The organism is Kitasatospora sp. NPDC088264, from assembly GCF_040685715.1.
Lineage (GTDB): Bacteria > Actinomycetota > Actinomycetes > Streptomycetales > Streptomycetaceae > Kitasatospora.
Window position 1 is genome coordinate 124,017 of sequence record NZ_JBFBIR010000007.1, and the last position, 23,843, is coordinate 147,859.

The window sequence follows — 23,843 nt, forward strand, 5'->3', positions numbered from 1 at the left end:
GCCGTCTCGGCCCTGGGCGACCACGCACTCCGTTCCGTCGGGCGTCGCGCCGACGCCCGGCGTCGGCCCACTCGGTCGGCCTTCTTGTTGCCGGGATCACGGTACCCAGACGCGTGCCGTCGACCCTGCGTTTTCACTCCGGCAGGTGAGGTTTCGAGCGACCCTCGGCGACGGCGCCCTCACGACCGCTACCGTGGCGCCATGGGTGCAGCGGGCAGGGCGGGCCGAGCTTTTGGCCGTGCTGGATGAGGGCCACCGTCGATGCCCACGGCGAGAGCCGAGCAACTCACACATCACTACTTCGGAACCGGCTTGTGGGGAGAGCAGGACATGGCGATCGCCGTTCGAGGCGCGGATCACGGCGAGCGCTCGCTCACCGACCTGATCGAGCGCTGTGCCGAGTTGAAGGGGGAGCTGGTCGCCTTCGCGCAGAGTGCGCGCTTCGACCGGTGGTTGACTCCCCTGCTGCTGGAGGCGGCCGGGCCCGAACGGCTGCTGGACGAGGGTGAGGCGGTCCGGATCACCGACCACTTCATCCTGCGCTTCCGCCTGCCGGACGGTTCGACGGTGGTGGACCGGTTCGTCGGTGGGCGGCGGGACCTGGACGGGATCGACCGGGAGATGCTGCTCGGCTGGCGGGACCCGGTCGAGGGGATCTTCGAGATCCGCCGCAAGGACGGGGATGCCCTCGTCCTGCTGAACCTGATCGACGACCTGGAGTACCGCACGTACTCGAACGCCGGACGGGCTGCTTTCCGGGGAGTGACGAAGGGAGGGTTCCTCCACGCCTGCCTGGTGCCGGTCTTCTCGGCCGACGGGACGTGGCTGATCTCCGGGGCGATGTCGTTCTACCCCAGGTCCAGCGCCACCGAGATCGCCCGGGCCGCACTCCAACTGGCCACCAGCCACCCCGAACTGGTCTTCCGCAACCCCGAGAAGATCGAGCAGGGATGGGAGTCGATGCGGGCGGACCGGGACGCGTTCGTCGAGTTCTTCGGCGGCGACGAACTGGTCCTTCCGCCCGCCGAAACCGAGGAACGGCTCAACGCCTACTACCGGCACCGGCAGGAGGACACCGCCGCCGGGCGTCCCGACCGCGCCCGGGGCAGGCGGCTCCCGGGCCTCGACTTTCCGGCTTTCGAGCTGCCGCGGGACCTTGCGGACGCGGACACCATCGGAGTCATCTACGACGAGGTCGACGGGCTCAACTTCTACGCGGACTACGGGCTGTTGCGGGAGCTCTTCGCCGACCCCTCCCTCACGGGTCGCAAACCGCACCAGGACCTGCTGCGCACGTACCTGCGCGAGCAGTCGATCACGCCACTGCCGATCCGGCGACTGGCCGCCGCCCACCCGGAGACCGCCGACTCGGTGTTCCGGAAGCTGCTGCGGAAACCCGGGTTCGCCTGGAGCGAGCACGGCGAGGAACTGTTGCGCCGACGCAAGCCCTGGTACTACGCGCAGGAGCCCCGGCCCGGCGTCTCCGTCGTCGGCGAGCGCCTCGGCGAACTGGCGGCCGGCGGGCGACGGCAGCGGTTCACCAGCGCACGGCGCGTGCCGGGCCAACCCCATCGCCCCTAGCCACGAACGCCGAGAACGCCGTGGCCGCCGTGGCCGCCGTGGCCGCCGCCGTCAGAAGGCCGACGCCCGGTCAGAGCTGGCGCACGACGGGGAGGGTGGCCGTGCCGCGCTGGCGGGCGTCGCGGCGGGCGAGGCCGGGGGAGTTGCCGGTGCCGAGGATCCGGCCGTCGGCGATCGCGATCCAGGTGCCCGGTGCCAGCCCGGTGGGCGGGGTGAGGGACAGGGCCGACGTCACGGCGTGGTCCGGCTGGAGGCGGTCGGGGCGTGGGGCCGGCGACGCGGTGCCGGCGCGCCAGCGGGCCGTCGTCCGCTCGCCGCCCAGCCGGCGCGACCACACCACGTGCTGCACCACGATCAGGGGGCCGAGCACGGTCAGCAGGGGGAAGCCCGCCGTCAGCGCGCCCAGGGCGAACAGCGCGCTGACCGCGCTGGTCACGACCACTCCGACGACCGCCGCCAGCAACGCGGCCGTCCGCCCGAACGCCTTGGCGGCGACCAGGGGGAACAGCACGAGGAGCAGCAGGTCGCCGAGGCCCACGGCGACCGGCGGGCTGCCGCCCGTCAGGACGAGCATCGGGGCGAACGGCCTTCCCTGGACCTGGGTGACGAAGTTCGCGGTGACCTGCGTCAGGGTGGTCGCGACCAGGTCGTAGCAGGACAGGACGGCGGCCAGGCCGGCCGCGTGCGCCGATCGCATTCCGCTCTGCGTCCACAGGTTGGCCACGCCCACCACCGCGACGGCGAGCATCACGTCGGTGCAGGCGCGCACCGCGACGGGGTGGCCGCTGCACGCCGCCGTGGCTCCGGCGGCCACGAGCGCGAGGCCCCAGGCCCAGCGGCCGGAGCAGACCGGCGCCAGGGTGAACTGCACCGCCAGGCAGAGCACCAGGCCGAACAGCGCCGAGACGACCACGCCCGGCAGCTCGAGGTAGAGCAGCGGGGCCAGCACGACGCCGACGCACAGGACGGCGATGTCGCCGGAGGTGTAGACGCCCACCGGAGGCCTGGGCATCCGCACGCGGACCAGGTACCCCCCGGCCGCGGCCATCAGCAGGGCCACGCAGCAACTCAGGGCGATGAGGGGGATCGCGTTCATGCGCCGCTCCCGGCCCGGACGCCGACCGGACGGGCCGACTCGAAGGTGTGTTCCCGCAGGTCCGCGCGGACCGGACTGGACGGCGGCAGTTTCGACCGGTCGTCGTGGAGCACGATGCCGGCCAGCGGCAGCCCCGCCGCCGACGCCCGCTCCTCCAGCCTGCGGCGCAGTGTCGCCGCGGGCAGCGCCCGGACCAGGAGGTGCAGCAGCGCACCGCCGTCCGGCTCCTCGGTCAGCGTGTACCTGGCCGGCAGCGGCACGTCCGGCTCCCCCTCGACCAGGTCGAGGACGTCCCTGGTCGGCACGGTGGCGCTGAGCGGCCCCGACCAGCGGCCCAGGACGGCGGACGTGGCCGGCAGGTGCGCCCACTCGCACCCGGTCCCGCCGACGGGCAGCCGGACCAGGTCGCCGGTGGCGTACCGCAGCAGCAGGGTGCACTCCCGGTAGGGCACGAAGGGGGTGTGCACCAGCATCCCGACCTCCCCCGGCGCGGTCGGCTCCCAGGTCTGCGGGTCGAGCACCTCCAGGTGCCCGAACTCGGTGGTGTGGTGCAGATGCCCCTGGGAGCACGGCGTGCCGCCCGAGGGGAGCGTCTCCGTCATCAGGTAGGACGTGGACAACGGTGCCCCGAACGCCGCTTCGGCCCGCTCCCGCAGGGGGGCCGACAGCACCTCGCCGCCCACCCCGATGCTCTCCAGCCCGAAGTCCGCGGACCGCCACCCGGCCTGTTCGGCCTCCTGCACGAGCGCGGAGAGGTACGACGCGGAGGCGGTGAGGTGGGTGATCTGCGGGGCCTTGCCGGGCAGGCCGAGCGGTGCGGCGAGGCGTTCCAGGGCGAGCGCGGGGTCGATCGTCCCGAACTGGACGAACGAGGCGCCGACCCGGGTGGTGGACTCCTCGGCGACGACCAGTGGCAGGGTGGCCCTGGAGCAGCCCGCGTAGGCCACGGTGTGCCGGGGGCGCAGCCCGAGGGTCAGGGCCGCCGAGATGGTGCTGAGGGCGATCGTGGTCTCCAACTCGGCCCGGGAGTACCAGACCGCGGTCGGGGTGCCGCTGGTGCCGGTGGTCAGCGCCATCAGGGCGGGCGTGGCGGCGGCGGAGACGAACGCGGCGGGCAGGCCGCGCAGGGCCGCCTTCGGGGTGACGGGCACCCGCGACCAGGTCTCCGTGTCGAGCGTCTCGGGGTCGATCTCGAGGTCGTCGAAGGTCCGCCGGTAGTAGGCCGTGTGGCGGACGGCGGCGCGCGCGGTGGCCCGCAGGCTCCGCCGGGTGACCGTGCGCCGCACCTCCGGGTCGACCTGACCGGCCTGCCCCGGCAGCAGCGCCGAGTCCGCGCCCGGTTCGCCGAACTCGGCGAGCGTGCGGACCATGTCGTCGGCGATCCGCCCGAGGTCCTTGGGGCGGATCCTGCGGTTGAGCAGGATCGATGCGCCGTACCGGAGTTGACTCACCGCAGTGCCGAACACGAGACCTCCTGGAACCTGGGCCGGGGATGCTCACCCCGGCCCAGGCCGGGACGACTCGGTCAGGCCATGTGCGCGAACATGGCGGCGGTGAGGGTGCTCAGGGCGTACTTGAAGTAGTGCTTGACCATGTCAAGACCTCCTGGTGGGGCTGGCCGGCGCGGCCGAGCACGCCCCGATGACGTGCTCCGGTGCCGGCGGGTGGGGAGTGCAGTTTAGGGAATCGAACAAGCCTCGACCAGGGGTGAGACGGCATCAAATTCCTTGCCCCGAACGGGCGGTGCCGCAGCTACGGGTGCGGGCGGGTGCGCTGGGCCGGGAGGCGGGGCTCGGGGGCGCGGCGGGCGATCTCGGCGAGGGTGTGGAAGAGGACGTCGCCGAGCAGGACCGGCTCGCGGGAGGCGTCCGGGGAAGCGCCCGAGGAGACGTCCGGGGAGACGTCCCGGGAGGCGTCCGGGGAGGCGGCGGGCGGGATGGTCGGGGGAGGCTCGTCTCGGAGCTGGCGAGTGGGCATGGCTCTTCCTGCCGACGGGGTGGCCGTGCACACTCCTGCCCGTCGCGCCCCGGGGACACCCCGGCCGGCGGGCGAATAGGCCGGAAACGGAGCCTCGGGGGCCGAAAGGGGGCCGAAAGCCACAGGTCCGGCGGGTCGGCGGCGCCGTCCTGCGGGTCCGCGACGAGGTCCGTCCTCGCCGGTGACCGGTGCGGCACCGATGGGCGAAGATGGACCGGTGACCGAAGCCCGTACCGCCCCCCGCCTCATCGCCACCGACCTGGACGGCACCCTGCTGTGCGCCGGCGGCACCGTCAGCGAACGCACCGCCGCGGCCCTGGCGGCCGCGGAGGCGGCCGGGGTGCAGGTGGTGTTCGTCACCGGGCGTCCGCCGCGCTGGATGCAGCAGGTGAGCGCGCACATCGGCGGCCACGGGGTGGCGATCTGCTCGAACGGCGGCGCGGTGGTGGACGTGCGGCGCGGCGAGCTGCTGGAGTCGTTCCCGCTGCCGGTGGAGACCACCCTGGCGGTGGTCGAGGTGCTGCGCGCCAAGCTGCCCGGCACCGCGTTCGCCTTCGAGTACCCGGACGGGTGGGCCCGCGAGCCCGAGTACGCGGTGCCGATGTGGGGCGACGACCTGGAGCACGCGGTCGGCCCGGCGGAGAAGCTGCTGGGCGCCGGCGGGCCGGTCCGGGGCCTGTTCAAGCTGCTGGCCAAGCACCCCGACCTCGACCCGGACGCGTTCCTCACCCGGGCCCGGGAGGCGGCCGGGCACCTGGCCGAGATCACCCGCTCGGCGCCGATCCCGCTGCTGGAGATCAGCGCGCCCGGCGTCACCAAGGCCAGCACGCTGGCCCGTTGGTGCGCCGGGCACGGGATCGACCGGAGCGAGGTGGTGGCCTTCGGCGACATGCCGAACGACCTGGAGATGCTGGACTGGGCCGGCACCGCGTACGCCGTCGCCAACGCGCACCCGCAGGTGCTGGCGGCGGTGCCGCTGCACACCGTGAGCAACGAGCAGGACGGCGTCGCGGCGGTGCTGGAGGAGCTGCTGCGGCTCCCCTGAAGGCGTGCCGCCCGGGCCCTGGACAACAGGACCTAGCCGAAGCGGCCGTTCACGTAGTCGGAGGTCCGCTGGTCGCGCGGGTTGCCGAAGACCTGAGCGGTCGGCCCGGCCTCCACGATCCGGCCCGGGGTGTCGTGGGTGGCCAGGAAGAAGGCGCAGGTCTGCGAGACGCGCTGGGCCTGCTGCATGTTGTGGGTGACGATCACGATGGTGAGCCGCCCGCGCAGTTCGGCGATGGTCTCCTCGACCCTCCGGGTGGAGGTCGGGTCGAGCGCGGAGCACGGCTCGTCCATCAGCAGGATGTCCGGCGAGACCGCCAACGACCGTGCGATGCACAGGCGTTGCTGCTGCCCGCCGGAGAGCGCGCCGCCCGGGGTGTGCAGCCGGGTGGAGACCTCGTCCCAGAGCCCGGCGCGGCGCAGGCTGGTCTCCACCAGGTCCCGGCGCTCCTCCTTGGAGACCTTGATCCCGGCCAGCTTCAGGCCGCTGGCGACGTTGTCCTGGATGGACATCGCCGGAAACGGGTTGGGCCGCTGGAACACCATGCCGATCCGGCGCCGCACCTCGGCGGGGCGCCGGCCGGGACGGTAGACGTCGTCGCCCTCCAGCAGCACCTCGCCGGCGAGCGCGGCGCCGCGCACCATCTCGTGCATCCGGTTGAGGATCCGCAGGTAGGTGGACTTGCCGCAGCCGGACGGGCCGATCAGCGCGGTGACCTCGCCGGCCGGCATCGCCAGCGAGACCCGCTCCAGCACCTTGCGGGCGCCGAACCACGCGGAGACCTCCCTGGTCTCCAGCCCGGCCAGCGGCTCGCCGCCCGGGTGCGGGGCCGGCGGCAGCGGCGGGAGGGTGAGGGTGTCGGCGGCCGGGTCGGTCGCCGGGGCGTCCGCCGTGCCCAGGCCGGTGGTCGGGGTGTCGGTCATCGGTGCATCCGTCATCGGTACGGCCTTCCGGGCGCGCTTCAGTAGAGGTTGGGCAGCAGGGCCGCGGCGTTCTCGTAGACCGCCCAGAGCAGCGCGCCGAGCACCGGCGCGAGGCTCAGGTAGGCCGCCGAGGCCCGCCAGTACCGGGCCAGCAGGAGCGCGCCGAGCACCGCGCCCAGCAGCCCGAGCGACCACAGCTGCAGCGTGGCCAGCGCGCCCTTGTCGGCGGCCAGCGCCTTGTCGTACGGGACGGTCCTGGGCCGGCCGCCGGGGTTCTGCTCGGGGTCGCCGTCCAGCCGGGCGCCGACCATCACGGTCGAGCCGGGGATCCAGTCCGAGTCCCCGGTGACCAGGACGAGCCGGTTGCGGGCCGGGTCGGTGATCGGGTGGTCGCCGTCGCCGTACACGTTGACGGTGTAGGTGAACTTGCCCTGCCCGGTGGTGGCCTCGATCTTGTCGCCGACCCGGAGCCCGGACAGTTCGGCGAAGGACGCGCCGAAGGTGGCGCCGCGGCCGAACAGCACCGCGACGCCGCCCTGGCCGGGCAGGGCGGTGTCCCGGCGGTGGCCGGGCCCGCGCATGAGGTCCCGGCCGGTGGTGCCCTCGACCACGACGGCCTGGTGCAGGCCGATCGCCGGGATGTCCAGCAGGGCCACCGGGGCGCCGTCGGCGGCGGCCCCGGTGGGGGCGACGGCCCGGGCGAGCTGGTCCCGGAAGGTCTTGTACGCGGTGGACTGGAAGTGCCGTTCCTGGACGTGCGAGAGCGTGAACAGGTAGCCGACGAAGCCCAGCACCAGCGCGGCCAGCAGGCTGGCCACCCGGGCGCCCTGGAGGAGGCGGCGCCGCGCGGGGGCGGCGGCGGGCCCGGTCGCGGGGGTCGCGGCGGGCGGGCCCGCGGGCGTGGCCGGCCGCGCGGGGGCGGCCGGCTTCTCCAGCACCGGGGCGGTCACGAGGCGCCGTCCGAGGACTTGCGCCGGCGCAGCAGCCGTCGGCCGAGCAGCGGCGGGACGAGCACCACGGCGAGCAGTTCGAGGGCGGTGAGCGTGCTCAGCGTCCAGTCCTCGGGCTTGCCGGCCACCTCGACCACGTTCGCCGCGACCTCGGTGCTGCCGCCGCGGCCGCGGGCGACCACCTGGCCGGTCTGCGGGTCGACCACGTCCTCGGTGCCCGGGTCGCCCGGTGCGGCGCCGTCCGCGTTCGGGTCCGTGCCGGCCGCGCCGTCGGCCGCCGCGGCGCCGTCCCCGGTGCCGCCGGTGCCCGCGGCGCCACCGCCCGTGCCGCCGGCGCCGCCGGCCGCACCACCGCTCGTTCCGCTGCCGGTCCGGCCCGTGCCGCCGCCGCTGCCGCCGCCCGTGCCACCCGTACCGCCGCCGCCACCGGTACCGCCGGCCGCGCCGCCGCCACTGCCGCCGCTGCTGGAACCGCCGGCGCCCGAGCCGGTCTTGACCGCCTGGCCGCCCTGCACGGTGCAGTCCAGCGGAGCGCCCTGCTTGTCGCAGGGGCTGGGCTGCGGCGCGTTCTTGAGGACGGTCAGCTCACCGGTGGAGTTGAAGGTCGGGTTGGCGCAGTTGGACAGGGTGTCCGGGTCGACCGGGCTGGCGTTGCCGGGGATGCTCCTGGTCTGCAGCAGGCCGCCCTTGACCAGGCCGCGCGGGATCGGCGAGTAGCCGAGGCCGTCCGCCTCGCCCTGGCCCTCGCACAGCACGTAGGCGAGGAAGCGGCTGAGGGCACTGCCCTTGTCGTTGTTGAAGCGGGGCGGCGGGGGCAGCGCGGCCCCGGAGCGCGGCACGATCACGTAGCTGTAGCTGGAGATCGGGTAGGAGCGCGGGTCGTCCATGGTGTAGACGCCGTCGAGGTTCTGCTGCAGGTAGTTCGGGTCGGACACCGGGGTGTTGTCGTCGACGCCGCGGATCTTCGCCGCGGTGAGCGCCACGGCGACGTTGGAGGCGGTCGGCAGCGAGTAGTAGCCGGCCTGGTTGAGCACCTTCACGACCGGCCAGTTGCTGCGCTTGGCGAAGGCGTACTCGTCGTAGCCGATGGTGCCGAGGCCGGAGGAGGCCTTGATGTAGCCGGCGACGACGTCCGAGCCGTTCTGGGCGACCATCCGGCCGGACGGCGGGAAGAACTCGGTGTAGTCACCGCAGGAGACGCCGTTGACGGAGGAGCAGTACGCGTCCCACTGGTCCTTGTGGGTGTGCTCCATCCAGCGGGTGAACTGCGCGGTGGCGCCGGAGCCGTCCGAGCGGACCACCGGGGTGATCGGCAGGTTGGGCAGCGTCTTGCCGTAGTCGGCGGTGATCTTCGGGTCGTTCCAGTTGGTGATCTTGTTGGTGAAGATGTCGACGACGGTCTGCGGCGAGAGCCGCAGGTCGCGGACCTGCTTGCCGCCGACCACCAGGTTGTACATGAAGGTGGTGCCGCCGGCGGTGATCGGCACGTACGAGAAGCCGTAGGTCGGCTGCTCCGCGCTGCCCTGGCCGTTGCGGCGGCCCGCGTCGTTCACGCCGGCGTCGGGCGTGGTGCGGAACGGCACGTCGGAGGCGGTGAAGTCGTTCTGCCCGAGGGTCCAGGAGTTGCGGCCGGCCGCCGAGCCGACCGGGTTGAAGCTGATCTGGATGCCCTGCGACCCGACGTCCTGGCGCCACTGGTCGATGGCCGGACCGGCCCAGCTGGACCCGTCCGCGCTCAGCGCGACGCTCGCCGCGAAGGCCCGGGAGCCCGGCCCCAGCATCGGCGCGGCCGCGAGCAGCAACAGGGACATCAGCAGGGCGAGCGCGCGGGCCACGGGGCGGCCGGCAGCCTCCCACGACATGGGGACTCCTCTGGGACGGAGGGTGGTTGGGTGGGTCATCAGCTGTTCCCGGGGAGTGGGACGGCGGTGGCCGGCGCATGGGCGGACGCGGTCCGCGCCAGCGCCGGACGGACGGTGTCGGACGGCCGGGCGGCTCGTGCGGCGGCCTCGGCGCGCCGCGCCTCCAGGTCGATCCGGCGCTTCTGCCGCCTGGTCAGCTCGCCCGGCTTGCGGCCGCCGAGCACGCGCGCGGTGACGAAGAGGATCAGCACCAGGACCATCAGGGTCAGTCCGGCCGCGAAGGCGCGGGCGACCATCTCGGGGTAGGGCTGCTTGACGTAGTTCCAGATGTACAGCGGCAGCGACACCTGGTGCTCGTGGAGCGGGTCGGCGTTGAACTGCGAGGTGAAGCCCGAGGTCAGCAGGACCGGCGAGGTCTCGCCGACGCCGCGCGCCATGCCGAGCACCACCGCCGTCACCAGACCGGGCCGGGCGGTGGGAAGGACCACGTTCCACACCGTGCGCCACTGGCTGCCGCCGAGCGCGTACGAGGCCTCCCGCAGGGTGCCGGGCACCAGCCGGATGACCACCTCGGCGGCCCGGGTGACGATCGGCATCATCATCACGGTCAGCGCCAGCGAGGCCGCGAAGCCGCTCTTCTCGAAGCCGAAGGTGATGATGAAGACGCCGAGGATGAACAGGCCGGCCACGATGGAGGGCAGCGCGGTCATCGCCTCGACCAGCGTCCGCACCGGGCGCGCCAGCCGGCCGCCGACCTCGGACATGAAGATCGCCGCCGCGATGCCCAGTGGCACCGCGAACAGCGTTGCCAGGCCCAGCTGTTCGAGCGAGCCGACGATCGCGTTGAGCGCGCCGCCGGAGGTGATCGGGGAGAGCGCGGCGGTCCGCTCCATCGACTCGGTGAAGAAGTTGAGGTGCTGGGCCGCCTCGAAGCCGCGGCTGGCCACGTAGCCGATCTGGTCGACGATCAGCGCGACCACCAGCAGCCCGGAGCTCCAGGAGGCCACCGACACCAGCCGGTCGCGCACCATCAGCCTGCCCCACTGGAGCCGGCCGAGCGCGAAGTAGCCCGCCAGGAACAGGAGGTACCAGCAGACCAGGAAGCCGAACGCGCCGCTGAACGGCAGCACCCGCTCGTACAGCGCCCAGTTCAGCGCCAGCGAGCCGACCAGTGAGCCGGCCACGGTGAACACGTCCTCGCGGGTCACCCCGCCGAGCCGCACCTTGGTCTGGGAGCGCGGTGGCGCGGCCTCGGCGGGTGCCTCGGCGGAGCCGGAGGGCGTCGGACCTCCGGGCCCGGACGCGGCGACCGGTGGCAGGTCGAGCGTGGTCATCGGGTCGTCCCTTCGACGCGGTGGGTCATGTCGGTACGCCGCCTCAGTCCGCGGTGGAGGCCCCGGAGCGGGACCGGTTGATCACGAAGCCGGCCGCCACGTTGACCAGCAGGGTCAGCGCGAACAGCACCAGGCCGGCTGCCATCAGCGCGGAGAGCGAGAGCGCGTCCGACTCGCCGAAGCGCAGCGCGATGAGCGCCGAGATCGAGTTGGCGCCGTTCTCCAGGATGTGCGTGATGGTCTTGAAGCTCGGCGAGACGATCAGCGCGACCGCGATCGTCTCCCCCATCGCCCGGCCGAAGCCCAGCATGATCGCGCCGATCACCCCGCCCTTGCCGAACGGCAGGACCACCGCGCGCACCATCCCCCAACGGGTCGAGCCCAGCGCGTACGCGCCCTCCCGCTCGCCCTGCGGGGCCTGGGAGAACACCTCCCGGCTGAGCGAGGTCACGATCGGGATGATCATCAACGCGACGACCACGCCCGCGATGAAGGTGGAGGAGGTGTAGGAGGTGCCGATGTCGCCGGTGCGCACCTTGAGGAAGGGGATCGTGTCGCCGAGGTGGTTGGTCAGCCAGCGGACGAAGCCGATGATGCGCGGCTGGAGGAAGAACAGCCCCCACAGGCCGTAGATGATGCTGGGGATCGCCGCCATCAGGTCGATCAGCGAGATCAGCGCCGCCCGCAACCGGACCGGCGCGTACTCGGAGATGAAGATCGCGGTGAAGAGGGCGACCGGGACGGCGATCACCAGGGCGATGACGGCGATCAGCAGGCCGTTCGGCAGGACGGCCGCGATGCCGAAGTTGTGCGCGGCGGTCTGCCACTTCTGCTCGGTCAGGAAGGACCAGCCGACCGCGCGCAGCGCGTCCGTGCCCCGCAGGATCAGGAAGAACGCGATCATCCCCATGATCGCGAAGACTGAGAGCCCGGCGACCCGCAGCACCCCGCGGAACACCCGGTCGCCCGGGGTCGCGGGGGCGGTGATGGTGCGCGGGACGTCCCGGTCGGGCCCGTGGCCGGGTTGGCCTGGCACCCCGGCGTACGGTGCCGCGGGCTCGGCGGCGGATGTCATGGTCTGCTCTCCGTGCTCGGGTGCGGGGGACGGATCCGGTGCGTACCCATTCGGCCAGCCACAGGTGGCCGGATCGGGTCGTGCGTGTGTACGAGGGCCCAACGCGGCAACTCGGTGGCGGAGTTGGGAACTCCGAATGGCCGGACCGGACCGGCGAATGACATGTCCGTGCTGGGGCTTCTCACCCAAGTCCTTTGATGTGAAAGGTATTTGCCTTCGATCACGCGCGGCCGAAGCATTGGCCGATTCCACCCCAGACGCAACACGCTTTGACTCCAAGCGACTTCAGCCATGCGAAAACGACTCGGCGGGGCCGAAACGGCGGCCCCGCCGAGTCGTGCTTCGGTGATTCTGTTGTGTCCCCGCGTCAGACCGTCACGGGCGGCGGCGCAACCGCGACCAGCCCTTCCGCACCTCCGCCAGCGCCCGCGCCCCGGCGGGCGTCCCGCCCAGGAAGAGGACCGCCGGACCGCCGACCAGCAGCACCAGGCCGCCGATCAGCGCGACGGGCAGCAGCAGCCGCGCGGCGCCGGAACGGTCGGGCGCCGGAGTACCGGCCGCGACGGGCGCGGCGGACAGCGGCTTGCCGGGCGTGCTGGGCGTCGCGCCGGGCTTGGCACCGGCACCCGCACCCGCCGCCGCTCCGCCCGCCGCAGTTCCACCGGCCGCCGTTCCCGCTCCACCGGACGCGGAGCCCGCACCGGTGCCGGACAGGCCACCGGTGGAGGACCCGCCGGACCCGCCGGACGCCTGGTCCCCGGTCTCGCCGGAGGCCGCGGCCCCGCTCCCGCCGGACGCTCCGCCCTCACCGACCTGGGTGACCGGGGCGACGCCCTGCCCGCCCCCCGTACCGGAGGCCGGCGTCGAACCGTCGCCGCCGGTCGCGGGCGGGTTCGGCGGGGCGGCCTGGTTGCCGGGCAGCTTGGCGTCCTGCGCCTCCAGGTGGCCGATCGCGTCCCCGGCCTGGGTCCGCTGGGCGGCGGTCAGGGCGAGGAAGCCGGGGGCGAGGTGGCCGGGCTCGTACCCGTAGACCTGGCCGGTGGTGGTCACCGCGCGCATGAACTTGGTCATCGCGGCCACCTTGCCGGCCGCGACGTCCTTGGTCGGGAGCATCGCGTACTGCACGGCGGTCAGCGGGTAGGCCTTCTGGTCACGCGCGAGGGCCGAGTCGGACGCGCCGTACGGCAGGGACTGCACGCCGGTGGCCTGGTCGACGGTCATGTCGGCGACGGCCGCCTGGAAGCCCGGGCCGTCCGGTGAGACGAAACCGCCGGCCGGGTTGAGCAGTTGGGCCTCGGGCAGCGAGTAGGCCTTCGCCTCACCGGTGTCCATGATCGCGAACAGCGTCCGCTTCCCGATCTTGAGCGGCGGGCACAGGTCGTGCGAGCCGTCCGACTTCGTGTCCCCGTTGACGCAGTTGGGCTGGTTCCACAGCACCTTGCGCACCACGTCGTTCAGCCCGGTCGAGATCGGGTTCCACTCGAACTGCTTCCAGTTGCGCTTGGCATCCTCCTTCGCGTCCGGGATCCCCGAGGAGTCCTGCCGGACGAGGGAGTCGGTCGGGTAGCCGGAGAAGGCCGGGCGCAGGTAGAAGCTGTCCACGTGCATGCCCCACGGGTCGGACTCGCCGTCCAGGAAGCGCACCGCGTCGGGGTCGGAGGCGATCCACGACGTCAGCTGGTACGTCATGTCCGCCGTCCCGCCGAACACCGTCGGGGTGGTGTTGTTCGAGAGGCACCCCGTGGGCCAGGAGACCGTGCCGTCCGAGGGCAGCGGGTTCAGCTTCTGGAACTCCGGGTCGTCGAAGATGCAGATCGGGTTGCCCTTCACCGACGGGATCGCGGCGCCGGGCGAGGCGTAGGACTGCGTGAGCAGCTTGGCCAGCAACCGCGCGTTGAGCTTCATGCTCCTGATCTGCCGACCGGTGTTCGGGTCGTCCACGACGAACACCACGGAGATCCCCGAGGTCGCGATCGGCGCGTACACGTACGGGCGCGGTGGCGGCGCCTGGGTGTCCGGCCGGGACGCCAGCGCCATGTCGCCGCCGCCCGACAGGAAGTCCGTGCGGGCCTGGGCGTCGCCGTTCGCGAAGCCGTACGTGAGCGACATCGGCTCGGTGCCCTGGCACAGCCCGGCCTGCCACTGCGCCATCGCCCGCTTGGCCGGTTCGAGTCCGGCCACCCTGAAGGCCGCGTGCTGGTCCGGACAGGCCGCCGCCGTGGGGGCGAACTCCAACGGCACCACCGTGCGGCGCTCCCAGGAGCACTGCTCGGACGTCTTCATGTTCGTGTAGCGGTTGATGGTGCCGTTGAGCTTCAGGTCGGACGCCATGCCGAAGTCCAGGTCCAGGCTGTGGTTGTCGCAGCCGAGGACGCCCTTGCGGGTCTTGTCCGCCCAGGCGATGGAGTCGCCACCGTAGTTGGGCTCGACGACCAGCGAACACGGGTGCTTGTCGTCACAGCCCAGGGTGGGGCTCTGGTCGGCCGTGTAGAGCTCGATGTCCGCGAAGCCCGAACCGTCCGGGCCCGTGACCGAGACGACCATGTTCGACGGGTAGTCGGGGAAGGTCGTCCCCGGTGCGGGCGTCTTCTGCTGGAAGCCCGCCGCCGCGTCGGCGTTGTACAGGGTGCTGTCGTAGCAGTCGGTGACCTTGGGGTCGGTGCCCCGGCACTGGTACACCCGCACCTGGTAGAAGGGCTGCTCGCTGCGCGGTGCCGGCCCGTTCAGCCAGGGATCGCCGTTGGCGTCCGAGGTCGGGGTGAACCCCTTCCAGCCGACGTGGACCACCTGGTTGACCAGGTTCTTGGTCTGCACGACGCTCACACTGCCCTCGGGGCCGTACACGCCCTCGTTCGGCTGCCACACCTTGGGCCCCGGCACCGTGACGGCGGAGTCCTCCGCCACGGCCTGCGGCAGCGCCCCCAGGCCGATCGGCAGCACGCCGACAGCGACCACCGACGACCACACCATCGCGAGAGCGGGCAGTCGGCGGCGCCAACGGCCCAAGGGTCTCCGGTCGGGCGGTCGGACTCTCATGGCGGGCACCTCCGTGCGATTGCGCGCCGCCGGGAGACGCGGCGCAGGGGATCGGGCATCGAGCGGCCGACGATTCCGGTACCCGTCCATTCGGCCAGCCGCAGATGGCCGGATCCGGTCGCCCGCGTGTACGAGACCACAACGCGGCACCTCGCTAGCGGAGTTGACGCCTTCACGGAAAAACAGGCCCGCGCCTGTCGGCACGGGCCTGGACCAACCTGCGCGCGGTGCTCAGCCGTTGAAGGTCAGCGCGAAGGAACCGATCGCCTGACCGTTCGTGAAGAAGGAGGTGTTCAGCTTGCTGTCGAGGAACTGCGCACCCGCGGCGTCCACGGTGAGGGCGGAGGCGGTCAGCGACTGCGTGGTACCGCTCTGCTCGGTCCGCTGGAGGCCGGCCGGCTTGAACAGCAGGACCGGGTCGGTGGCGCCGTCCGGCACACCGGTGAGGCGCCAGTCGTCGGCGCTGAACGCGAGCTGCTTGAAGAGCACGCTCTTGCCGGTGAAGACGTCGACGAACAGCAGGCTGCCGCCGAGCGTCGCGTTGCCGTAGTAGCCGCGCAGGTTCACGCTGCCGCCGGTCACCGGGAGGCTCGTCGCCAGGCCCGCGGTGGTGTTGTAGGAGACGCTGGCGTTCGGCAGCGGAACGATGAACACACCGTTTCTCGCCGCGGCCTGGAGGAAGGTGTTGTTCTCGGTCACCACGGCGCTGCCGGTGGGGACGGGAGCGGTGTCGGCCGCGGCCACGCCGCCGAAGGCGGTGACGGCGAGGACGACCGCGACGCCGCCGGCGAGGAACCGACCGGTGGTACGGGACATGCTGGGCTCCTTGGGAGAGGAAGGTTTCGCGCTGAGGGTGGAGAACCGGTCCGAGGACCGGCCGACGGGTCCGACCGGAGCCGGCCCGTTCCCTTCGAGACGTCCCGCCGGTGGGCCGGCGGCCACGGGCGCGAAGCCCGTGGCCGCCGGATGGTGCGGGGTGGATCAGGTGCGGGGTGAGTCAGGTGCGGGGTGGATCAGGTGAGGGTGGCGACACCGCAGGCCGGGGTGGCCAGGAAGCCGTAGCTCGCCAGGTCGGCGGCGGCGACCGGGTCGGTGCAGATCCAGCCGTTGGAGCCGAAGATGGCCTGGAGCGCCTGGCCGTGCGCGTCGGTCGCCGTCCACTCGGTGTCGCGGATCACGTTGTAGACCACGCGGCCGAAGGAGGAGTTGGCGAACTTGGTGTTGATCACGTTGTTGGTGACCGGGGTCAGGGTGGCGCCGTTGACCACGATGTTGCGCAGGGTCAGGCTGCCGGGGGCGTCGGTCGCCGTGCCGTGGCCGCCGACGGTCTGGCCGAGGTAGTGGGCGACGGAGTAGGGGAAGACGACGTTCGGGTCGGTCAGGTTGGCGTCGGTGCCCTCGTTCTCCTCCGGGCCGGTGGTGACGCAGGCGCCGGGGGTGGTCACGCCGATCGCGCCGAGGAAGAAGGAGCGCGTGCCGGAGTCGGCCTGCGGCAGGAACGGCTTGATGGTGGCGTTCGGCAGGCTCGCGCTGATCTGGTTCCAGTTGGTGGTGGTGCAGTTGTAGATCGCGGTCAGCTGCGCCGAGGTCAGCTGCGCCGGGGCGTTGCCGGTGCTCGGGGCGGACCAGGTGACGGCGTCCTTGGCGAGCGCGACGAAGTCCAGGCCGTGGGCGTCGGTGGCCGCCGGGCCGCGCGAGGAGCGGGCGAAGTCCACGGTCGCGCCGGTGTTGGCGACCAGGGCCTTGATGCCGGCGCCGGAGCCGTTCGGGCGGGCGATCGAGGTGGCGCCGGTCTTGGTGGTGATCGGCGAGGTGCCGGTCGCGTCCCAGCTGTACAGGCGCGGCGCGGTGGAACCGGCGCCCAGGGAGGCGTTGTAGTCGGCCGAGAACTGGTTCAGCAGGACCTGGATGGTGTCCGAGCCGACACCCACGATGTCCTGGGCGGCCGGGGTGACACCGGCGGCCGGGTCGGCGATGGCCGAGCCCGAGGCGACGGTGGCGAGGGAGGTCGCCAGGGCGGCAACGGTGAGCAGCTTGGCAGCGGTCTTACGCATGTTTCTCTTCCTCCGGTGGGAGAGACGTCCATCGCGTGAACCCGTGCTCTGGTTGGGAGCCCGGGGCCGGTGGCCGCGTCCGCTGCGGCCGCTCCGGCAGTGCAGATCCTGTCCGGCCCGGAGGTTCCGCCGGAAGGGAGGTCGAGGGCGGGTCGGGATTGTCGACTCATCGGTTCGACGAGGTTTAGCGACTGGTCAGCACGGGCGCGGCGGAGGGGAAAGGGGGTGGTCGGAGGCCGGTGACGTTCTTCTCCAGGTGGCGACTCGGGGTGTTGCCGGAAACCTGCGCTTCACCGGAACTGCACGTGGGCCCCGGCCGCCTCACAGCGGCCAGCGGCCGTCCCGACCGCCCCGCCGCAACTCCTGCCCCACCCACTGGAGTCCGGACAGGAAGCCCTCGGCGCCGGCCTGGCACTGGTCGCGCCGCAGGTAGCCGCGGGCGCTGCGTGCCACCGGCGCGGGCTCGACCGCCGCCCGCCGGGTGCTGCGCGCCGGCAGGTAGGCGGACCACACCCACTGCCGGCCCTCGGACTGGGCCACCGAACATCGAAGGGCCGCCCGCTCGATCAGCAACACCCGGACCGCCTCGGCGAGTTCCTCCTCGCTGCGGTAGGTGCGCACGCCCACGCCGAGCGGCCGCCCGTTGGCGGCGCGCAGCGCCCAGCCCAGGCAGCGTTCGGGTGCGGGGACGATCAGCAGACGGGGGCCGCGCCCCTCAGCGGCCATCGGGGCGTCTCAACGAGACGGTGTTCCGGGGAAGTTCACGGCCCGGAAGATCACGAACCGGCCGCTCCCTGGCAGGCCGCTCACGAACGGCTTGGTCGCGAACGGACTGGTCGCGAACGGACTGGTCGCGAACGGGCCGGTCACGCGCGGGCCGGTCACGCGCGGGCAGCTCCCGCACGGGCAGGTCCCGCGCGGGCTGTTTGGCCAGCAGCACGACGAAGCGCCGGAAGGCGTTCTGGCAGGTCGCGTACCGCTCGTACGCGCGGCTGGAGCGCACCTCGGGCAGGCTGCGCGACCCGGGGACGACCCAGATCCAGCCGATGCCGTCCCGGACGTGGGTGATCCGCGCGGTGAGTTCGGCGGCCCCGACGCGTAATCCGTCGAAGCCGCGCTCGGCCTCGCCGGGCGTCTCGAACATGGCGGCGGTGATGGCCACCACCCGGCCGTTCGGCGCCTTCAGCTGCCAGCGGTACCGCCCGTCCGGGGCGCGCTCCGTCCTGAACCCGCCTCGACTTGCCCCTGCTGCGGTGTTCCCGCGGCCAGACGCGTCCACTGCTCCCCCCGTCCGGTTACCCCTCCGAGACCGGTGCAAAGCTATGTGTGCACACGGACCCACGGAAAGCCCAGAACGTTCACAACTTGCGGTGTTGGTCGGGAAGTTCTCCCTCGTTTAACTTTCACCGGCCAACCGCCGAGGAGGATCGGGCCGGGCTCAGAGCCGGGCCGTCCAGCGGACCATGGTGCCCTTCCCGTACGGTCCGGTCTCGTGCCAGGCGGCGCCGCCGAGCGCCTCGGCCCGCCGGGTCAGGTTGAGCAGGCCGCTGCGGCGCCCGCCCGCCGGGATGCCGACGCCGTCGTCGGTCACCGTCAGCAGCACGCCCGGGCGCCCGCCCCGGTCCAGCGACTCCGGGTCGCCGCTCACCGGCCGGCCGGTGTCGTCCAGGTGGGCGGTCGCGTCGATCTCGACGCCGACCCGGGAGGCCCGCGCGTGCCGGGCCGTGTTGGAGAGCATCTCCCTGAGCGCGGCGAGCAGTTGACGGCCGTTCTTCTCCTCGACCAGGCTCTCCACCGGCCCGACGAAGCTCACCGAGGGTTTGAAGCCGAGCGCCGCCGCGGCCTGGCTGGCCTCCCGCAGCACCCGGGTGCGCAGGGTGTCCGGCGCGTCGCCGTGGTTGTCGTGCTGGAGGGCGTAGATGGTGGTGCGGACCTCCTGGATGGTGGCGTCCAGCTCGTCCACCGCCTTGCCGATGCCGACCTTCACCTCGGGCACCACGGACCGCCGGGCCGCGCTCTCCAGCATCATCCCGGTGGCGAACAGCCGCTGGATCACCAGGTCGTGCAGGTCGCGGGCGATCCGGTCGCGGTCCTGGAAGACGGCCAGGCGCTGCTGGTCGCGCTGGCCCTCGGCGAGCCGCAGGGCCAGCGCGGCCTGCGAGGCGAAGGTCTCGGCGAGCTGCTTCTCGGTGTCGGTGAACGGCAGGGCGCCGCGCGGGCGCCAGACGCAGAGTCCGCCGAGCACCCGCCCGGCGGCGACCATCGGGACGGCCATCGACGGGCCGAAGGCGCGGGCGAGCCGGATCTCCACGGTCGGGTCGCTGGACATGTCGTCCAGGTGGACGCTCTCCCCGGCGAGCAGCCGGGCCGCGAAGCTCTCCCTGGGCAGCAGCTCGCCCCGGACGAACTCGGCGGCCTCGCCGGAGGCGTGGGCGACCCGCATCTGCCCGTCGCCGTCCTCCGTCGGTTCGGTCGGGAGCAGGATCATGCCGAGCGCGGCGTCCGCCAGCTCCCGGACCTGCTCGGCCGCGACGGTGAGCGCGGTCTCGGCCTGGTCGGTGGAGAGCAGCGCCGTGGTGACGGCGGAGGCGCCGGCGATCCAGCGTTCCCGGCGCCGCCCCTCCTCGTACAGCCGGGAGTTCTCGATGGCGACGCCGGCCGCCGCGGCGAGCGCGTGCACCACCTGTTCGTCCTCGGGGGTGAAGGCGCCGCCGCCCTTCTTCTCGGTGAGGTAGAGGTTGCCGAAGACCTCGTCGCGGACCCGGATCGGCTCGCCGAGGAAGGTCTTCATCTCCGGGTGGTGCGGCGGGAATCCGGAGGAGCGCGGGTCGGCGCCGAGGTCGGCGAGCCGCAGCGGCTCGGGGCGGTCGATCAGCGCGCCGAGGACGCCGCGGCCGGCGGGCAGGTCGCCGATCTCGGCGGCGGTCTCGTCGTCGACGCCGACGTGGATGAAGTCGGCCAGGCCGGTGCGGCCGGGGGCGATCACGCCGAGGGCCGCGTACCGGGCGTCGACGAGTTCGGCGGCGCCGGTGGCGATCCGGTGCAGGGTGGCGTGCAGGTCGAGCCCGGCGCCGATGGAGACCACCGCCTCCAGCAGCCGCTGCATCCGGTCGGTGACCGCGGCGGCCGACTGCAGGCGCTCCGCGACCTCGGTGACCAGGGTGTCCAGCCCGAGCGAGGCGATCTCCGGCACCCGATGGGGTGTCGGCTCGGGCGCGGCGGCGGAGGGCTCTGGCGTGGGGTCCATGCAGAAAGCCTAGTTTGTACGCTTTTCATCCGAAGGACGGCGCGACTCGGGAACCGCGCCCTGCCCGGGCCCGACGAGCGGCCCCGACCAGGCTGAACGGGCGGCCCTGACCAGGCTGAACGGGCGGCCCCGACCGGGTCTAACGGGTGGCCCCGACAGGTTCCAGCAGCCCGTCCGCCTCCCGCTCCCGCCGCCACATGGTGTGCAGCCGCCCGTCCCGGTCCGCGATCAGCTCCGACCAGCGGCCGCGCTCGGCGACCCGGCCGCCGTCCAGCACCAGCACCTCGTCGACGGTGGTGTCGTCCAGTCCGGCCAGCCGGTGGGTGATCAGCACGGTGGTGCGGCCCTCGGTGGCGGCCAGCAGGTCGGTGGTGAGCGCGTCGGCGGTGGGCAGGTCGAGGTGTTCGGCGGGCTCGTCCAGGACGAGCACCGGGAAGTCGGCGAGCAGGGCCCGGGCCAGTGCGAGCCGCTGCCGCTGGCCGCCGGAGAGCCGGGCGCCGTGCTCGCCGACCATGGTGTCCAGGCCGTCGGGCAGGGTCAGCGTCCAGTCCAGCAACCGGGCGGCGGCGAGCGCGGCGCGCAGGTCGTCCTCGGTGGCGCCCGGCCGGGCCAGCCGCAGGTTCTCCCGCAGCGAGCTGTCGAAGACGTGGGCGTCCTGGGCGCACAGTCCGATCACCCGGCGGACGTCCTCACCCGCGAGCGCGCGGCTGTCCACAGCCTGTGGACGGCCGTCGGCGAAGGTGACGCCGCCCGCGCTCGGCTCCAGGAACCGCAGCAGCGCCTGGGCCAGGGTGGTCTTGCCGGAGCCGGACGGGCCGACCACGGCGATCCGGCGGCCGGCCCCGAGGTCGAGGTCGACGCCGGTGAGCGCGTCCACGGCCTGCCCGGGGTGCCGGACGGTCAGTCCGCGCGCGGCGACCGGCAGCGGCTGTTCGGGCAGCGCGGCGGGCGCGGCCGGCTCCGGGACGGCGGCCTCGGCCTCCAGCACCTCGTCCAGCCGGGCCCGCGCGGCCCGGCTGCGCTGGCGCGCCTGGACGGCCAGCGGCATCCCGGTGACGGCCTCGAACGCGGCCAGCGGGGTGAGCACGACCACGGCCAGGCAGACCGGCGCCAGCGCGCCGCCGTGCACCCCCTGGACGCCGACGGCCGCCGCGGCGGTCACGGTCAGCCCGGTGAGCAGCGCGATCAGCCCGGTGCCGAGCGCGGTGGTGGCCGCCGAGCGGGCGGCCAGCCGGGTGAGCGCGGCATCGGCGCCGTGGACGGCCGCGAGCCGGCCGGGCAGCGCGCCGGCCACGGTGAGTTCGGCGGTGCCGGTGAAGGCGTCGACGACGGTGGTGGCGAGCCGCCCGCGCTCCGGGGCCTGCCGCCGTTCGGCACCGGCCGACCAGCGGGCGGCCAGGGCGGGCACCACCGCGCCCGCGAGCAGCAGCCCGACCCCGAGCACGACCCCGGCGGCGGGCAGGAAGGCGCCCATCGCCGCCGCCGCGGCCAGCGAGACCACGCCCGCCACGGCGGCCGGCAGCCGCCAGCGCAGGTGGTGGTCCTGGATCGCGTCGACGTCGGCGACCAGCCGGGAGAGCAGGTCGCCGCGCCGGAAGGCGGGCAGCCCGGCCGGGGCGAGCGCGGTGAGCCGCCGGTAGACGGCGGCCCGCAGGGTGCCGAGGGTGCGCAGCACGGCGTCGTGCGAGACCAGCCGCTCGGCGTAGCGGAAGACGCTGCGGCCGATGCCGAAGGCCCGTACCGAGGTGACGGCCATCATCAGGTAGAGCACCGGCGGCATCTCGGAGGCCCGGGAGATCAGGTAGCCGGAGGTGGCCATCAGCGCGACGGCGCAGCCGAGAGCGAGCGCGCCGAGCAGGACGGACAGCGCCAGCCTCGGGGTGGCGGCGGCTTCGGGCTCGTCCTGTGCCGTGGCGGGGGCGGGTGTCGGCCGCCCGCTGTGCGCGGGCCGCTCGACCGGAGCGGAGGCCGCAGCGGAGGACGTAGCCGCGGCCGGGCCGGCGGCCGGGGCGGGCGCCCCCGCCAGCCGGACCCGGTGGTCGGCGACGGCCAGCAGCGCCGGCCGGTGGGCGACGATCAGCACGGTGCGTGCCGGGTCCTCGGCGAGCGTCCGGACGGCGTCCACGACGGCGGCCTCGGAGGCGCCGTCCAGGTTGGCGGTCGGCTCGTCGAGGAGGACCAGCGGCCGGTCGTCGGCGAGCAGGACCCGGGCGAGCGCGAGCCGCTGGCGCTGCCCGGCGGAGAGCCCGGCGCCGTCCTCGCCGAGCGGGGCGTCCAGCCTGGTCACGAAGTCGAGCGCGTGCGCGGCCCGCAGCGCCGTCCACAGGTGCTCGTCGGTGGCCTCCGGGCGGTAGAGCCGCAGGTTGTCGGCGACCGTCCCGGCGAACAGGTGCGGGTGCTGCGGCACCCAGGCGATCTGCCGCCGCCAGCTCGCCGGTTCCAGTGCGGCCAGGTCGTGGGTCCGCCCGTCGGCGGTGATCCGGACGGTGCCGGCGTCCGGGGCGACGAGGCCGAGCAGGACGGCGAGCAGGGTGGACTTGCCGGCCCCGCTCGGGCCGGTGAGGGCGGTGGTGGTGCCCGGGCGCAGGGTCAGCGCGGCGCCGTCCAGCGCGGGCTCGGTCCGCCCGGGGTGGCGTACGACCAGGTCGGAGACGGCGACGACGGCCCCGGTGAGGGCGGGTGCGGGCACCGTGCCGGCGGCGGGCAGCGGGGTCTCCAGCACCTGGAAGATCTCGTCGGCGGCGGTCAGGCCCTCCACGCTGGAGTGGTAGAGCGCGCCGACCTGGCGGATCGGGAAGTACACCTCGGGGGCGAGGATCAGGATCAGCAGCCCGGTCTCCAGGTCGAGCGTGCCGTCCACCAGCCGGAAGCCGACGGTGACCGCGACCAGCGCGACCGACAGGGTGGAGAGCAGCTCCAGCGCGAAGGAGGAGATGAAGGCGATCCGCAGGGTGCGCAGGGTGGCGCGGCGGTAGTCGGCGGTGATCCGGGCGATGGTGGCGGCCTGGGCGCGGGCCCGGTTGAACACCTTGAGGGTGGGCAGTCCGGCCACCACGTCGAGGAAGTGGTGCGAGAGCCGGGCCAGGGTGCTCCACTGCCGGTCCATCCGGCTCTGGGTGGCCATCCCGATCAGCACCATGAACAGCGGGATCAGCGGGAGCGTCCCGGCGATGATCGCGGCCGAGGTGAAGTCGGCGCCGACGATCCGCAGCAGCACGATCACCGGGACGACGACGGCGAGCGCCAGCTGCGGCAGGTAGCGGGCGAAGTAGTCGTCCAGCGCGTCGACGCCGCGGGTGGCGAGGGTGGTGAGTTCGCCGGTGCGCCGGCCCGCCAGGTAGGCCGGGCCGAGCGCGGTGGCGTGGTCGAGCAGCCGGCGCCGCAGGGTGGACTTCACCCGGGCGACGGACCGGTGCGCGGTGAGTTCGGTGAGCCAGCCGACCAGCCCGCGCCCGACGGCCGTCAGGGCGAGCAGCAGCAGCGGCGTGGTCAGTTCGCCGAGGGTCGCCTGGCGCTGGAAGGCGCGGACGACGATCTCGGCGATCAGACTCGCCTGGGCGACCACCAGGGCCGCGCCCGCCCCGCCGAGGAGCACGGATCCGGCGAGGAAGGCACGGGTGGTGCGGGCGTACCCGAGGAGTCGGGGGTCGACCGGCTTCACGG

17 protein-coding genes are annotated in these 23,843 nt (G+C 73.6%); 2 read left to right on the forward strand and 15 right to left on the reverse strand.

Features of this window, described 5'->3' with window-relative positions; genetic code table 11:
* Positions 1-330: 330 nt before the first annotated feature.
* Positions 331-1,581 carry a hypothetical protein gene (locus tag AB0O82_RS08565; protein WP_363581506.1) on the forward strand — a complete coding sequence of 417 codons (1,251 nt, stop codon included), beginning with the start codon at positions 331-333 and terminating at the stop codon, positions 1,579-1,581.
* A 70-nt stretch (positions 1,582-1,651) separates the two neighbouring features.
* Here AB0O82_RS08565 and AB0O82_RS08570 read toward each other — a convergent pair whose 3' ends face one another.
* From AB0O82_RS08570 to AB0O82_RS08580, 3 genes are all read right to left on the reverse strand, one after another.
* Complete coding sequence (locus tag AB0O82_RS08570) at positions 1,652-2,677, reverse strand: hypothetical protein (protein WP_363581508.1); 1,026 nt, start codon at positions 2,675-2,677, stop codon at positions 1,652-1,654.
* Complete coding sequence (locus tag AB0O82_RS08575; protein ID WP_363581510.1) at positions 2,674-4,143, reverse strand: AMP-binding protein; 1,470 nt, start codon at positions 4,141-4,143, stop codon at positions 2,674-2,676. Before AB0O82_RS08575 ends, AB0O82_RS08570 begins: the two co-directional genes overlap by 4 nt.
* A gap of 286 nt (positions 4,144-4,429) precedes the next feature.
* Positions 4,430-4,654, reverse strand: a complete 225-nt coding sequence (locus tag AB0O82_RS08580; protein ID WP_363581512.1) for a hypothetical protein — start codon at positions 4,652-4,654, stop codon at positions 4,430-4,432.
* 199 nt (positions 4,655-4,853) lie between these two features.
* On the opposite strand from AB0O82_RS08580, the gene AB0O82_RS08585 reads away from it, so the two are divergent.
* A complete protein-coding gene (locus AB0O82_RS08585) occupies positions 4,854-5,699 on the forward strand; it encodes an HAD family hydrolase (RefSeq protein ID WP_363581514.1) in 846 nt (281 codons plus the stop codon).
* A 32-nt stretch (positions 5,700-5,731) separates the two neighbouring features.
* Here the strand turns inward: AB0O82_RS08585 and AB0O82_RS08590 are convergent, their stop codons facing one another.
* The 12 genes from AB0O82_RS08590 to cydD form a co-directional block, all read right to left on the reverse strand.
* Positions 5,732-6,622, reverse strand: coding sequence for a phosphate ABC transporter ATP-binding protein (locus AB0O82_RS08590; protein WP_363581516.1), 891 nt, complete (start codon positions 6,620-6,622; stop codon positions 5,732-5,734).
* A 38-nt stretch (positions 6,623-6,660) separates the two neighbouring features.
* Positions 6,661-7,572, reverse strand: a complete 912-nt coding sequence (locus tag AB0O82_RS08595) for a sortase (RefSeq protein ID WP_363581518.1) — start codon at positions 7,570-7,572, stop codon at positions 6,661-6,663.
* Positions 7,569-9,434: a substrate-binding domain-containing protein gene (locus AB0O82_RS08600; protein ID WP_363581520.1), complete on the reverse strand. Its 1,866-nt coding sequence runs from the start codon at positions 9,432-9,434 to the stop codon at positions 7,569-7,571. Before AB0O82_RS08600 ends, AB0O82_RS08595 begins: the two co-directional genes overlap by 4 nt.
* Positions 9,435-9,472: 38 nt before the next feature.
* On the reverse strand, positions 9,473-10,768 hold the full coding sequence (gene pstA, locus AB0O82_RS08605; RefSeq protein ID WP_363581522.1) for a phosphate ABC transporter permease PstA: 1,296 nt from the start codon (positions 10,766-10,768) through the stop codon (positions 9,473-9,475).
* A gap of 43 nt (positions 10,769-10,811) precedes the next feature.
* On the reverse strand, positions 10,812-11,843 hold the full coding sequence (pstC, locus tag AB0O82_RS08610) for a phosphate ABC transporter permease subunit PstC (RefSeq protein WP_350876910.1): 1,032 nt from the start codon (positions 11,841-11,843) through the stop codon (positions 10,812-10,814).
* Positions 11,844-12,218: 375 nt separating this feature from the next.
* The gene (locus AB0O82_RS08615) at positions 12,219-14,798 is read right to left on the reverse strand and encodes a hypothetical protein (protein WP_363581524.1); all 2,580 of its coding nucleotides are present in this window, start codon (positions 14,796-14,798) and stop codon (positions 12,219-12,221) included.
* 312 nt (positions 14,799-15,110) lie between these two features.
* The gene (locus AB0O82_RS08620) at positions 15,111-15,695 is read right to left on the reverse strand and encodes a hypothetical protein (RefSeq protein WP_350876906.1); all 585 of its coding nucleotides are present in this window, start codon (positions 15,693-15,695) and stop codon (positions 15,111-15,113) included.
* A gap of 197 nt (positions 15,696-15,892) precedes the next feature.
* Positions 15,893-16,933: a substrate-binding domain-containing protein gene (locus AB0O82_RS08625; protein ID WP_363581526.1), complete on the reverse strand. Its 1,041-nt coding sequence runs from the start codon at positions 16,931-16,933 to the stop codon at positions 15,893-15,895.
* 321 nt (positions 16,934-17,254) lie between these two features.
* On the reverse strand, positions 17,255-17,659 hold the full coding sequence (locus AB0O82_RS08630; RefSeq protein WP_363581528.1) for a hypothetical protein: 405 nt from the start codon (positions 17,657-17,659) through the stop codon (positions 17,255-17,257).
* A complete protein-coding gene (locus tag AB0O82_RS08635) occupies positions 17,649-18,095 on the reverse strand; it encodes a hypothetical protein (RefSeq protein WP_363581530.1) in 447 nt (148 codons plus the stop codon). The genes AB0O82_RS08630 and AB0O82_RS08635 overlap by 11 nt, the downstream gene beginning before the upstream one ends.
* A gap of 276 nt (positions 18,096-18,371) precedes the next feature.
* Entirely contained in the window at positions 18,372-20,039 is a 1,668-nt protein-coding gene (locus AB0O82_RS08640) for a GAF domain-containing protein (RefSeq protein WP_363581625.1), read from the reverse strand.
* 280 nt (positions 20,040-20,319) lie between these two features.
* On the reverse strand, positions 20,320-23,841 hold the full coding sequence (cydD, locus tag AB0O82_RS08645; protein ID WP_363581532.1) for a thiol reductant ABC exporter subunit CydD: 3,522 nt from the start codon (positions 23,839-23,841) through the stop codon (positions 20,320-20,322).
* Positions 23,842-23,843: the final 2 nt, after the last annotated feature.